This window comes from Polaribacter sp. WD7 (genome assembly GCF_003335085.1).
GTDB lineage: Bacteria > Bacteroidota > Bacteroidia > Flavobacteriales > Flavobacteriaceae > Polaribacter.
The window spans coordinates 54,976-69,094 of sequence record NZ_QPEJ01000013.1; the positions used below are offsets into that span (position 1 = coordinate 54,976).

The following is a 14,119-nucleotide window of genomic DNA, read 5'->3' on the forward strand; positions in this document are numbered from 1 at the left end:
TTAGTTAACTTTCTACTATAGAATACTATTGCAATTTTGTAAGGTAATTTAAAACTAAAAATCATGACAAAAAAAATAGCACTCATTTTATTATGTGTTGTAGGTATTAGTAATGCTCAAAACTTTCAAGGAAAAGCAATTTATAAAACCAACAAAAAATCGAATATTACATTAGGAGAGGATCAAAGTTCTAAAATGACGGATGATATGAAAGCACAAATTCAGACACGTTTACAAAAAATGAATCAAAAAACATTTACTTTAGAATTTGATAAATCTACATCATTATATAAAGAGGATGTAACATTAAAAACTCCTAGTATTGCTAGTAGAGGAGGAGTAAGTGCATTTTCATTAGGTGTCAATGGTATAACAGATACCTACTACAAAAACATTAAAGAAAATAGGTTTGTCAACCAAACAGAAATACAAGGAAAACGTTTTTTAGTAAAGGACAAACTTAGAGATTTTGATTGGAAATTAACTTCACAAACAAAAAACATCGGAAACTATACCTGTTATAAAGCTACTTTTTCAGAAGAAGTTGTCAAAATAACTCAAGTTGTAGAAGCTGAAAAATTAATTAAGAAAGAAGAAAAAGAAACAAAAACCACGGTTGCATGGTATACTCTTCAAATACCTGTTAGTAATGGACCAGATAAATATCAAGGTTTACCAGGGTTAATACTAGAGTTAAATGATGGCACTACAACAATGGTGTGTACCGAGATTATTTTAGATAAAAGTAAAACAATTACAATTAATGAACCCAAAAAAGGCAAAGAAGTGTCTCTATCTGAATATATAAACATTAGAAAACAAAAACAAAAAGAAATGCTAGAACAATTTAGAAGTAAAAGAGGTGTAGATTTAGGTAACGGAACAATTATAAAAATAAAGAATTAAACCGTAAAAAGGCCTCTTCATAATTAAACTTTTAGGTTTTTTTTAAGTCTATAACAATATCAATACTAGTACTTTTGAGAAACCAAACTAATATTATGAAAAAAATAGCGACTACAATTTTATTCTTATTAATCGCTTTTACAGCATACTCGCAAGTAAAATTTCAAGGGCAAGCAACTTATATGTCTAAAAGAACTATAGATATGAGAAGGTTTGATAAAATGAGCGAACAGCAAAAAAAGCAAATGATGGCTCGCTTTAAAAGCTTTTTAGAAAAGACATATACTTTAAATTTTAACAGACAAGAATCAACATTTAAAGAAAACGTAAAGCTAGATGCACCAGGAACATCAACCTCTGGTTGGAGAGCAAGTGTTAGTAACGGCCAAAGTTCTGTTTACAAAAACACTAAAGAAAGAAAAATGATTGAAGCCACAGAGCAATTTAGCAAACGCTTTTTGATCAAAGAAAATATGGAACAACCCAAATGGCAACTGAGTGCAGAAACCAAAAAAATAGGTCAGTTTACATGTTATAAGGCTACTTACGAAAAAGAAGATACTAATATAGATTGGAGTAGTATTTTTAGACGAAGAGGTAATGATAAAAAGAAAGACTCTATAAAACCAAAAAAAGAAGACATACCTGTTAAAAAACTATTAGTTACAGCTTGGTATTCGCCAGAAATACCTGTTAGTGCAGGACCATCTGAATATTGGGGTTTACCTGGGTTAATACTAGAAGTAAATGCAGGAAGAACAACAATGTTATGTACAGAGGTTGTTTTAAATCCAGAAGATGATGTTGAAATTAAAATACCAACAAAAGGAAAAGAGGTTACTAGAGAAGAGTACAATGCTATTGTAAAAGAAAAAACAATAGAACTGAGAGAACAATTTAGAAATAGAAGAAGGGCTAGTGGAGGAAGAGGATTCTAATCAACAAAACCAAAATACAAATGAAAAAAATACTACTTATTGCTATCGTATTGATGGCGTATATAACCAATGCCCAAATACAATTTACTGGAGTTGTTAAAGATAGCCTTGGTAATAATTTAGAAATGGCAAATGTAATAGCTCTAGATACTGTTACAAAAACTATATCATCATTCGGATTTACAGATGTCAACGGAAGATTTAAATTAGATTTAAATAAAAATAAAGTATTTAACATAAAGATTAGTTATGTAGGTTTTAAAACCATTAGCGAAATTGTAAGGGTCATAGATAATGATATTATCAAAAATTATGTAATGGAAGAAGACATGCTTAATGAAATTAAAATTGTCTCTAAAATGCCAGTAACTGTAAAAGGTGATACCATTATTTACAATGCAGATTCTTTTACCAACGGTACAGAGCGTAAGTTAGAAGATGTGGTTAAGAAAATACCAGGAATGGAAATTAACGATGCAGGTGAAATTGAAGTTGATGGTAAAAAAGTTGAAAAAGTAATGATTGATGGAAAAGATTTTTTTGATGGAGATACCAAATTGGCCACAAAAAATATACCATCTAATGCTGTAGATAAGATTCAAGTACTTAGAAATTATGGAGATGTTAACCAATTAAAAGGAGTGCAGAATAATGAAGATAGGGTAGCATTAAACATAAAGCTCAAAGAAGGAAAGAAAAACTTTTGGTTTGGAGATGTTACTGCAGGAGCAGGAGCATCACCAAATGAAGGACTATATCTTTTTCAACCAAAACTCTTTTATTACACACCAAAATATACCTTAAATGTTCTTGGTGATTTAAATAATATTGGTGAGGTAGTCTTAAACAGAAGAGACGTTAGAAATTTTAGTGGAGGTTTTCAAAGTCAGAGTCCCTCAAACGGAACTAACTTAAGCATTGCAGATGCTGGTATTGGTTTTTTAAATGCAACCTCAAGAAATGCAAATAGAATAGAAACAAAACTATCTGCACTTAATTTTAGTTATTCACCTAATAAAAAATTAGATTTAAGCGGATTTCTAATTTGGTCTAGCAATCAAAACGGGCAGCGTAACATAAATATTTTAGATTATATAAATCCTGATATTCCAGATGATATTACAGACAATACTACAGATCAAACTAGCAATACAGGATTATTTAAGTTTAGTTCTATATACAAGAAAGACATCAATAATCAAATGAATTATGATGTCATAGGTCGTTTTTCTAATGAATTTAGAACAGATAACTCAAGTTCTCAGGTAATTGGTAACAACATTACAGAAAACGAAAATGCAACACCTTATCGCATCAATCAAAATTTAAGTTATTTCTACACGGTAAATGAAAACAATATTTTTGCACTAGAGGTGCAGCATTTATTGCAAGATGAAGATCCTTTTTATGTAGCTTCTTTAGAAAATGATCCTAATAGTGACGCAGATGGCTTTGATGATGCCGCAAGTATTTTGGGATTAGATACCACGGTAAATCAATATATTTTAGAGCAAGATAGACGCGTAAAATCTAACCAATTAGATGCTAAATTAGATTACTACTATATCATTAATCAAAAAAGTAATTTAAACTTTGTTGGTGGTACTATTTTGAGTAGACAAAATTTTGATTCTCGTTTTTTTCAGATTTTAGATCCTGATACAGGGAGTACATTAGACCCAGATTTAAACATTCCAAACCTTCCTGATGCAAGAACTACCAATGATACAGAATATAGTTTTACAGATCTTTATACAGGCTTGCGATATAGAGCAAAATCAGGGATTTTTACGTTTACTCCTGGGTTTACTATACACAACTATACCATAAATAACACACAAATAGGAATAACACCTTTTGAAGATACGTTTCAGAAATTTTTACCAGAACTTAATATTGTAGCGCAATTTAAAAGAAGCGAAAGCCTAACGCTTTCATATAGACAACAAGTTAATTTTACAGATGTAAACCAAATAGCAGAAGGAATAGTAGCTAGTAGTTTCAATTCTTTTTTCTTTGGGAATAATGATATTTTAAACGCTTATACGCATAATGTAAACTTAAATTATAGAAGTTTTAATTTATTTAATTATACCAATGTTTTTGGACGATTAAGTTATGTAAAAACCATAGATCAGGTAGCTTCTGTACCAAATTTTATACCAGGATCTGTAGTTTCTACAAGAACAAATTTAAATTTACCCTTTGATACAGAAAGATTTTCTGCATTTGGTGCGGTTAGTAAAACGTTTAAAAAAATTAGAACAAGATTATCTGGTAATTATACGTTTAATAAAAACTTTCAAATTTTTGGAGCAAATACTAACGAAATTAGAAGTAATGTATATTCTTTAAGACCAGGTATAAACACAAATTTTAATAAAGCGCCTAATGTAAGTGTACGATATAGTGTTTCTTTTGTAGACCAAAATAACCTTAATTTAACCACTAATAGTAACACGCAATTTTCTACTGTAACTCATGCGCCTTCAGTAAGTTTTGATGCTTACATATGGAACTCTTTAACCTTTAAAACAGATTTTACATACAATGAGGTTAGACAGGATGGCAAAAGTCAAAATATTTTTAAAATATGGGATGCAACTTTTGCCTATAGAAAAGATAGAGACGCTAAGTGGGAATATGAACTTGAAGCGAGTAACTTGTTAGGTACAGGTTCTAGGGCTAATGTATTTGCAGGGAATATTGTAAACTCAATCAACGAAATTTTTATATTACCAAGGTTAATCAGTTTTAGAGTGCGTTATCAATTGTAATTTAAAAAAGGGTGTAGGCTAAAATTCAAGACCTTTTTTAATTTTAAAAAAATACTTTTTAAGTAATATATTTGTAAAAAATAACTTAATGAAAGTATTTGAAGTAGCAATAATTGGAAGTGGTCCTGCAGGAGCATCTGCAGCAATTAAATTAGCGGAAAAAGGTATAGCTACAGTAATAATAGAAAAAGAAACATTACCAAGATATAAAACTTGTGGAGGTGGTTTTGCTTACAGAGGAAGAAGAGAAATGCCTTTTAGTGTAGAAGAAGCTGTAGAAACTGAATTTTTTAGGGTAGATGCTTTTTTTAAAAAAGCAGGAATACATGTTTTTTCTGAAAGGAAACAGCCTATTATTAGTATGGTTATGCGAGATGATTTTGATAATTTTTTGGTAAACAAAGCCAAGGAAAAAGGAATAACTCTTTTAGAAAATCATAAATTACAAAACATTACTTTTGATAATGATATTACTTTACATACCTCTAAAGGAGATATAAAAACCAAATTTGTAATTGCTGCAGATGGTGCTTTAAGCACTACAGCAAAATTAGCGGGTTGGAAAGAAACACGTTTATTAATTCCTGCTTTAGAGTATGAAGTTAAGGTGAGTTCAGAAGATTTTGAAAGGCTATCCAAAAGTGTTCGTTTAGATTTTGATGCCATTCCTATGGGATATGGTTGGAGTTTTCCCAAAAAAAATCATTTATCAATTGGGTTGGCTTCTTTTAGAAAAGTTAAAGTAGATTTTAAGCAACTTTACAGAGAATACCTCACAGAAACATTGGGTATCAAAAATGTATTATCAGAACAAATGCATGGATTTCAAATACCTGTTTCTCCTAGAACAAATGGTTTTGTTAAGAAAAATATTTTTTTGGTTGGAGACGCAGCTGGTTTTGCAGATCCATTAACGGCAGAGGGCATATCAAATGCCATTTTTTCTGGAATTATGGCCGCAGAATCCATTATAGAGGGTAATTTAGATGAAAAAGAATCAGCAAAAATTTACAATAACAAACTAGAAACTAGTTTGATTCCTGAATTAAAAACAGGACTAAAATTATCTAAGCTGTTTTATGAAAATGAAAAAATTAGAAACTTTTTAATTAAAAAATACGGAGATCGAATTTGTGAAGGAATGACACAGATTTTAATGGGAGAAAGAACATATCCTAAAGATGTTACCAAGCACATAAAAAGAAAATTAAGAAACATTATTTTTTCTTAAAATGAGTATAGTTACATCTAATACATTTTTATCCTCATTTTCAAAAACGTTAGGTATTTTATTTCTCTATATATTTTTAGGGTTATTAATAGATAGCGTTTATGTTACAGAAAACTACCAAGATTTGCAATGGTTGGCAAATATAATTATGTTAGTTATGTTTGGTATTACAATGTTTACGGTAACTCCTAGAATTAGAGAACAACTTTGGTATGCTGTCATTATTGGCTTTGTAGGCGAGTATTTATTTTCTGTAATTATGGGTATGTATACCTATAGGTTAGAAAATGTACCACATTATATACCAATGGGTCATGCGTTGGTATATGCAGGCGTATTGTATTTTACCAAAACATCATACGCTAAAAATAACGTAAAAAAAATAGAAAAAATAGCAACATTGCTAATTGTAATCTATGCTTCACTTTTTTTAATTTTTAAATTTGATGTTTTTGGTTTTTTGATGACTATAGTTACGTTGTTACTATTAAAAAACAAACCAAGAGAAAGGTTATTTTACCTAACAATGTACCTAGCAGTTGCTTATTTAGAAATTATTGGTACAACTTATAAATGTTGGTGGTGGCCATCAACAGCATGGGGCGTTTTTGATTTTTTGCCCAGTCATAATCCTCCAAGTGGTATAAGTTTATTCTATTTTTTACTAGATTTAGGTAGTTTATGGTTGTACAAGCAGCGTCATAAATTAGCATGGTCACGAATGAAAAATATTAGAAAAATAAGAATACAAAAACAGTTTGTATCAAACTAAAAATAGAAATTTTCCGTTTTTATATAATATTATTTAAAATTAATCAATGTCAATAAAAGTTTCATCAGTAATAAAAACCTATGCTTCGCAAAAAGCACTTCAAGATATTTCTTTTGAAGCAAGTAAAGGAGAGATTATTGGTTTTTTAGGACCAAATGGAGCAGGGAAATCTACGATGATGAAAATTTTAACTGGATTTATAAAGCCGAATTCGGGTAGTGTTTTTGTAAATGAGGTTAATGTGATACAAACTCCGCAAGAGGCTCAGAAAAATATCGGTTATTTACCAGAGCATAACCCGTTGTACGGAGATATGTATGTGCGCGAATATTTACAATTTAGAGCTTCAATTTTTAAAATTGATAAAAGTCAAATAGAAACATGTATTAAAAAAGTTGGTTTGCAAACAGAAGCGCATAAAAAAATAAACCAACTTTCTAAAGGGTATCAACAAAGAGTTGGTTTAGCTGCAGCAATTTTGCACAACCCATCCGTATTAATTTTAGATGAACCTACTACAGGACTAGACCCAAATCAATTAGTAGAAATTAGAGCACTTATTAAAGAATTAGGCAAAAACAAAACGGTGTTGTTTTCTACCCATATCATGCAAGAAGTAGAAGCTGTATGTGATAAGGTAATCATTATTAAAAAAGGAACGATTTTGATAGATGAAAACCTAGACACACTTCATGAAAATAATAAACAAACGATAGCCGTATCTTTTGATAGTGCAGTTTCTAAAGAAGTTTTATTCACATTGCCAAATCTTCGTGATATTGAAGTGAAAAATTCAGGATGGTTACTTCATTTTGAAACTGAAGATGATATGCGCACAGTGGTCTTTGATTTTGCCCGAGAGCATCACCTTAAAATAGTAAGTTTAAATGCTCAGACAAAAAACTTAGAAACTTTATTTAGGGAACTCACAACGGGTTAATTTACCAAATATTGATAAGCTTCCAGCACGGTTGGAAAAACCAATTGACTACCAGCATTTTTTAGTTCTTTCTCAGAATATTGCGTTAAAATACCTATAGGAATCATACCTGCGGCTTTAGCAGCAGTAGTACCTGTTAAACTATCTTCAAACACCCAAATGTCATTAAAATCCTTTTTTTCAAAACCTAAAGCTTTAGCAAGGGTAATGTAGGCCTCTGGCGCTGGTTTTGGTTTTTTGTAATCTTGCACCCCAAAATAGGTGGTAAAATTCAAGTTTAAGTGATGAATGCTATTTTTTAAAAACTGTCTTGTCGCGTTACTGGCAATTCCGAAAGGAATAGCTTCTTGGTCCAAAAATTGAGTGATTTCTTGAATACCAGGAAGCAATGTAGGTGTTTTAAAAAAAACATCTAAATGTGTATCTTTGAGTAGATATAAATCTTTGGTTTGATCTTCTTTCCCAATGGTACCGCAATAATATTGCGCAATCAACATTGGGGATTTACCTGCAAGCTCTTTAGGAAATACAGGTAAATCTTGACCAAATAAACTGTTAAAAGCGGAGTTCCATGCAGCATGATGGCTTGCAACGCTTTCTACAACAACACCATCAAAATCAAATAAGAATCCTTTAGGCAATAACTTTTTTGACATTTGCAGTTTCTTTTTCGTTAACCAATTGAGATAAATACGGATTCAAAAATTTATTTGTAGGATCTAATTCTCTTCTTAACTCTTTAAAGTATTTCCATTTAGGATAAATTTGTGTTAATTCTGCATCTTTTGCAGTAAAACGTTTACCCCAATGAGGTCTTCCTCCGTGTTTGATAAATATTTTTTCTACACTCTTAAAGGCCTCGTAAGTGTCTGCAGTGGCTGCATTTCTAGAAACGCATCCCATGGTTACCGTATCATGTCCGTAGGCATAACTTAACCAAGATTTGTCTTGATAAACAAAACGAACATCCATAGGAATATGTACAAAAGATTTATTACTCCAATTATTCAATTCTTCTTTTAATTCTGCAAAAACTTGCGGAAACTTATCTAATGCAATTGTCCATTCTGCCAGTTCTAAAGTAGAACCTCTAGATTTGGTAACAGTTGCTTGGTACAATGTTCCTTTATGCTCTTTTTTGGAGCTGAAAAAACCTTTATAAAGCAATTTATTTGCAATAGCCGTAAGCCAAGGGAATATATGAGTGTATTTGTATAATATTTTTGATGCTGTTCTACGATGCTTTAAATATTTAGGACCCAAATTTTCAACAACCTCAGTATCTGAGTTAATTTTATCACCAGTAATTACATACCCTTTATCTGTATGTGGTAACCATAAAATTCTTAAAAAGTCGTGCTTTTTTAAACGAGATTTTATTTTAGGAAGCCATACATCATCGCTTTCAGGCCCTTCTTTTATGTGAAGTGTGTAAGCGGGTTCACATTGAAATGTTGTGGTAGACATAACTCCTAACATACCCAATGATACTCTAACGGCATCTATTAAATCATCTTCTGCTGTAACTGTTTGTATAGTTCCATCAGCTAAAACTAAATTACAACCAATCATATATTCTGCTAATAATTTACCACTGGTACCATGCGTTCCTGTAGCTAAAGCACCTCCAATGGTAATGGTATTTATGTCTGGTAAGCACGGTATACACCAACCAACAGCTTCTATAGCTTCTAATAACTCACCTAATATAAGACCAGATTGCACAGTTATTGTTTTTTTATTGTAATCGTAAGAAACAATTTTATTGTAAGCGGTCATGTCTATTAACGCATCTGTACCTGCCGCAATATCTGCAGATGATTGTTTGCTACCAAAAAAACGTATTTTGTCATTTTTAGCAATTACCTCTTGCAATTCTTCTTCGGTTGTTATGGTATATTTTGTCTTGTAATTGTATTTAAGGTTTTCATTCCAGCTAACCCAAGTACTGTTGTTTTTTTGTTTCATGCTAATAGGTTTTTGTTAAACAAAATTAACGAATGATATTTACTGCAGAACCATTAAAAGTGTTAATAAAAACCAAATTTGACTTATGTTAAAAAAATGCACTTAATTTCAGTAATAATGTAAAATTAAAGCCATTAAAAACACTTTTTGATATTTTGGTTGATTAAATTATAGATTGCAATGGTTTTTAATTCAGTTTAAATTTTATTTGCTGATACGATAAGGTAGCAAGTAACTCATTAGAAACATTAATTTTCGTATTTCTACTTGGTAAGTCAACCTCAATTTTTTCTTGGGCATCCCAAATTGTAAATCGTAAAGACTGTTTACCTATGTTATTTTTTAAGATACCTTCTAGGTTAAGAATATTTTCTTCATTTACTTCTTCTACAGGAATTTTAATGGTCAATTTTTTACATAGCTCGTCCATAATGTCATGTAAAAGTTTAAAATCTGTAAACTTAATTCTCGGTTCTCCTGTAACTCCGTCTTTGTTTGTCCAACCGGGTTGAATAGTAGCTCTTATATATAAAAATGAATTAGGCACTAAAAAGTGTTTGTATTTTAAATACTCTTCACCAAAAACTCTAAATTCATGGCTGTCTCCATAATCTTCAATAGTAAAAGCCGCCCAACCTTTTCCAGCTTTAGAAACCCTGTGTTGAACATCTGTGATAATGCCAGCAAAAGCCAAGTTATTGCCTACAATTTTTTGTAAATCGCCTTTAAAATCTTTTAAAATAGCATTGCAGAAAATAAGTTCGTTTTTAAAATCATCTAATGGATGTGCAGATATATACATACCAATAACTTCTTTCTCTTGAGATAAGAGTTCCATAGTTCCCCAAGTTTCACAATCAGGAATATCTGGTTCAGGAAATTGTACAGTAGATGTTTCTCCAAACATAGATACTTGAGCAGAATTTTCATTTTCTTGAAATTTACTTCCAAATTTCATTGCACGTTCTAAAAACGTTAACCCTTTTTCATCCGTAGCAAAATATTGAGCTCTGTGAGTATCTGTAAAAGAATCAAAAGCACCTGCTTTTATTAAACTATCAAAAGATTTTTTATTAGCAGCTCGTAAATCTACGCGTTTAGACAAATCAAAAATAGAAGAATAATTTCCGTTTTCTGTTCTTTCTTTTATAATAGCTCTAACAGCTGCGGCACCAACACCTTTAACGGCAGCCATTCCAAAACGTACAGCACCGTCTTTGTTTACCGAGAATTTTAAAAAAGATTCGTTGATATCAGGTCCTAAAACAGCTAAACCCATTCGTTTACATTCTTCCATAAAAAATGAAACCGATTTGATATCGTTCATATTGTTAGAAAGTACTGATGCCATATATTCCGCAGGATAATGGGCTTTTAAGTAGGCAGTTTGGTAGGCTATCCAAGCATAACAAGTAGAGTGGCTTTTATTAAAAGCATAACTAGCAAATGCTTCCCAATCTTTCCATATTTTTTCTAGTTTGTCTGCATCATGACCGTTTGCTGCAGCTTGTTCTACAAATTTAGGTTTCATTTTATCTAAAACCGCAATTTGCTTTTTACCCATGGCTTTACGTAATACATCGGCTTCACCTTTAGTAAAATCTGCTAGTTTTTGAGAGAGTAACATTACTTGCTCTTGGTATACTGTAATACCGTAAGTTTCTGCCAAATACTCTTCCATTGCTGGCAAATCGTATTCAATATCTTCTGTACCATGTTTTCTGTTGATAAAACTAGGAATGTATTCCATTGGTCCAGGTCTGTATAAAGCATTCATTGCAATTAAATCTGCAAAAACCGTTGGTTTTAAAGATCGCATGTGTTTTTGCATTCCAGGAGATTCATATTGAAAAATACCCACTGTTTCTCCTCTTTGGAACAACTCATATGTCTTTACATCATCCAAAGGAAAACTTTCAGGGTCCAGTTCCACACCGTGTCTCGCTTTTACAATCTTAACCGTATCTTTAATTAAAGTTAAGGTCTTTAAACCTAAAAAGTCCATTTTTAACAAACCAGCAGACTCTACCACAGAGTTATCAAATTGGGTAACATACATGTCAGAATCTTTGGCCAAAGCTACGGGAACATAATTAGTAATGTCTCCAGGGGTAATGATGACTCCACAAGCATGAATACCTGTATTTCTAACAGAACCTTCTAAAATAGTTGCTTTGTTAATGGTTTCTGAAGTTAAATCTGAGCCTGTAGCCATGGTTTGCAGTTCTTCTACCATTACTTTTTCTTCTGCACGCAAACCAGCAATTTTACCTTTGCTTTTGGGGTCATCTCCAAAGATGTTTTTCAGTTTAACGCCCGGAATTAATTTTGCAATTCTATCTGCTTCAAATAAGGGTAAATCTAAAACTCTGGCGGTATCTCTGATTGACGATTTTGCAGCCATTGTTCCGTAAGTGATAATTTGTGCTACTTGGTTAGCACCATACTTATCAATTACATAATCCATTACACGTCCACGGCCTTCATCATCAAAATCAATATCAATATCTGGCATAGAAACCCTTTCAGGATTTAAAAAACGCTCAAAAAGTAAATCGTATTTAATTGGGTCTATATTGGTAATCCACAAGCAATAGGCAACTACAGATCCTGCTGCAGAACCACGTCCTGGACCAACAGCAACATCCATATTTCTGGCTTCTCTAATAAAATCTTCTACAATTAGGAAGTAACCAGGATACCCAGTTTTTTCAATAACTTCCAATTCAAAGTCTAGACGTTCTTTGATAGCTTCGGTAATTTCCCCGTAACGTTTTTTAGCACCTTCATAGGTTAAATGACGTAAAAAATTGTTTTCTCCTCTTTTGCCTCCATCTTCTTCATCTTTTGCATCTTTAAATTCATCAGGAATGTCGAAAGCAGGTAATAAAACGTCTCTTGCTAAAGTGAAAATTTCAATTTTATCTACAATTTCTTGAATATTGATAATGGCTTCAGGTAAATCTGCAAATAAGGTTTTCATTTCATCTGAAGATTTAAAATAATATTCCTCATTAGGCAAACCATATCTATAACCACGACCTTTTCCTTTTGGTGTGGCTTGTTTTTCACCATCTTTTACACAAAGTAAAATATCGTGTGCATTGGCATCTTTTTTCTCTAGATAAAACGTGTTATTGGTAGCCACAATTTTAATATCGTGTTTTTTAGAAAATTTTAATAAAGTTTCATTTACAATAGTTTCATCTTGTTGATTATGACGCATTAACTCGATGTAAAAGTCATCTTGAAATTCATTTTTCCACCATAACAAAGCTTCTTCGGCTTGTTTTTTACCAAGATTTAAAATTTTACTAGGTACCTCACCATACAAATTACCCGTTAAAACAATAATATCATCCTTGTATTTTTTGATAATTTCTCTATCTATTCTTGGTACATAATAAAAACCATCTACAAAAGCAATGGAAGACATTTTTGCTAAATTATGATACCCTCTCTTATTTTTTGCAAGTAAAACAACTTGATAACCATTGTCTTTTTGTGATTTATTGGTATGATCTTCGCAAACATTAAATTCGCAACCAATAATTGGTTTTATTGGCGTATCTGCATTTTTATTATGGTTTAAAACAGCACTCACAAAATGGAAAGCAGCCATCATATTTGCAGTATCTGTCATGGCTACTGCAGGCATATTGTTTTTTGCAGCTGCGTTAACAATATTACCAATTTGCATTGTGGATTGTAAGACAGAAAATTGCGTGTGGTTATGTAAATGAGCAAACCTAACATCTTTTAATTCAGCTAAACCTTCTGATGTAGATTTGGTTTCTTCAACATCTTTTAATTTTTCTAGACGTTTGCGAATTTGATCACTCTCTTTTTTAAGGTTGATGTGTTTTAGACCAATTACTTGAATTGGTTTTGGGTTTGCCTCAGAAAAGTTTTTAAAATAATCTGCATCAACATCTAATTCTTCTTTGGTAAATTCTCTTAAACGAATTAGTTCTAAAAAACAACGTGTTGTTGCTTCAACATCTGCGGTAGCATTGTGTGCTTCACCAAACCCCACTTCAAATAAATGATTGTGCAATTCTGTTAATGTTGGTAGTTTAAATTTTCCACCACGCCCCCCAGGTATTTGACACATTAGTGCTGTCTTTTCTGTACAAGTATCTAAAAGTGGAAGAGTAGCTAGGTTATTTTCTACACCTAATCTATGAAACTCGCAACCCATAATGTTAATATCAAAACCTACATTTTGACCTACAATAAATTTTGTTTTTTGTAAAGCTTTGTGAAATAACTGTAAACCTTCATCTAGATCAATACCTTGTTCGCTTGCTAATTCTGTAGAAATACCATGAATTCTTTCTGCATCATAAGGAATGTTAAATCCTTCTGGTTTGATTAAGAAATCATTATGTTCTATTAAATTTCCCATAGCATCGTGCAATTGCCATGCAATTTGAATACACCTTGGCCAATTGTCTGTGTCTGTTATTGGGGCATTCCAACTTTTGGGTAATCCAGTGGTTTCGGTATCAAAAATTAAATACATAAATGATTCTTGTTGAATAAATTCTAGAGAGTTAAAAGTACAAAATCATTCAATATTTATTA

General features: G+C 31.7%; 9 protein-coding genes. 6 read left to right on the forward strand and 3 right to left on the reverse strand.

What is annotated here, in order from left to right; genetic code table 11:
- Positions 1-63: 63 nt before the first annotated feature.
- From DUT90_RS01385 to gldA, 6 genes are all read left to right on the forward strand, one after another.
- Positions 64-906: a GLPGLI family protein gene (locus DUT90_RS01385; protein ID WP_114424928.1), complete on the forward strand. Its 843-nt coding sequence runs from the start codon at positions 64-66 to the stop codon at positions 904-906.
- Positions 907-1,001: 95 nt separating this feature from the next.
- The gene (locus DUT90_RS01390) at positions 1,002-1,844 is read left to right on the forward strand and encodes a GLPGLI family protein (protein ID WP_114424929.1); all 843 of its coding nucleotides are present in this window, start codon (positions 1,002-1,004) and stop codon (positions 1,842-1,844) included.
- 20 nt (positions 1,845-1,864) lie between these two features.
- The gene (locus DUT90_RS01395; RefSeq protein ID WP_114424930.1) at positions 1,865-4,621 is read left to right on the forward strand and encodes a carboxypeptidase-like regulatory domain-containing protein; all 2,757 of its coding nucleotides are present in this window, start codon (positions 1,865-1,867) and stop codon (positions 4,619-4,621) included.
- An 88-nt stretch (positions 4,622-4,709) separates the two neighbouring features.
- The gene (locus tag DUT90_RS01400) at positions 4,710-5,852 is read left to right on the forward strand and encodes a geranylgeranyl reductase family protein (RefSeq protein ID WP_114424931.1); all 1,143 of its coding nucleotides are present in this window, start codon (positions 4,710-4,712) and stop codon (positions 5,850-5,852) included.
- A 1-nt stretch (position 5,853) separates the two neighbouring features.
- Positions 5,854-6,624 carry a hypothetical protein gene (locus DUT90_RS01405; protein ID WP_114424932.1) on the forward strand — a complete coding sequence of 257 codons (771 nt, stop codon included), beginning with the start codon at positions 5,854-5,856 and terminating at the stop codon, positions 6,622-6,624.
- Positions 6,625-6,670: 46 nt separating this feature from the next.
- Entirely contained in the window at positions 6,671-7,564 is an 894-nt protein-coding gene (gene gldA, locus DUT90_RS01410; RefSeq protein WP_114424933.1) for a gliding motility-associated ABC transporter ATP-binding subunit GldA, read from the forward strand.
- On the opposite strand, the gene DUT90_RS01415 is transcribed toward gldA, so the two are convergent.
- The 3 genes from DUT90_RS01415 to dnaE all read right to left on the reverse strand — a co-directional run bounded on the left by DUT90_RS01415 (position 7,561) and on the right by dnaE (position 14,057).
- A complete protein-coding gene (locus DUT90_RS01415) occupies positions 7,561-8,220 on the reverse strand; it encodes an HAD family phosphatase (RefSeq protein WP_114424934.1) in 660 nt (219 codons plus the stop codon). The two genes, gldA and DUT90_RS01415, sit on opposite strands and share 4 nt — an antisense overlap.
- Entirely contained in the window at positions 8,198-9,532 is a 1,335-nt protein-coding gene (locus DUT90_RS01420) for a D-arabinono-1,4-lactone oxidase (RefSeq protein WP_114424935.1), read from the reverse strand. The genes DUT90_RS01415 and DUT90_RS01420 overlap by 23 nt, the downstream gene beginning before the upstream one ends.
- 187 nt (positions 9,533-9,719) lie before the next feature.
- Entirely contained in the window at positions 9,720-14,057 is a 4,338-nt protein-coding gene (gene dnaE, locus DUT90_RS01425; protein ID WP_114424936.1) for a DNA polymerase III subunit alpha, read from the reverse strand.
- Between the last annotated feature and the right edge of the window lie 62 nt (positions 14,058-14,119).

Bases quoted from the DNA above. Each gene is read 5' to 3' on its own strand.
- DUT90_RS01415 (WP_114424934.1), bottom strand. From the start codon at position 8,220: ATGTCAAAAAAGTTATTGCCTAAAGGATTCTTATTTGATTTTGATGGT.
- DUT90_RS01400 (WP_114424931.1), top strand. From the start codon at position 4,710: ATGAAAGTATTTGAAGTAGCAATAATTGGAAGTGGTCCTGCAGGAGCA.
- DUT90_RS01405 (WP_114424932.1), top strand. From the start codon at position 5,854: ATGAGTATAGTTACATCTAATACATTTTTATCCTCATTTTCAAAAACG.
- dnaE (WP_114424936.1), bottom strand. From the start codon at position 14,057: ATGTATTTAATTTTTGATACCGAAACCACTGGATTACCCAAAAGTTGG.
- gldA (WP_114424933.1), top strand. From the start codon at position 6,671: ATGTCAATAAAAGTTTCATCAGTAATAAAAACCTATGCTTCGCAAAAA.
- DUT90_RS01395 (WP_114424930.1), top strand. From the start codon at position 1,865: ATGAAAAAAATACTACTTATTGCTATCGTATTGATGGCGTATATAACC.
- DUT90_RS01420 (WP_114424935.1), bottom strand. From the start codon at position 9,532: ATGAAACAAAAAAACAACAGTACTTGGGTTAGCTGGAATGAAAACCTT.
- DUT90_RS01385 (WP_114424928.1), top strand. From the start codon at position 64: ATGACAAAAAAAATAGCACTCATTTTATTATGTGTTGTAGGTATTAGT.
- DUT90_RS01390 (WP_114424929.1), top strand. From the start codon at position 1,002: ATGAAAAAAATAGCGACTACAATTTTATTCTTATTAATCGCTTTTACA.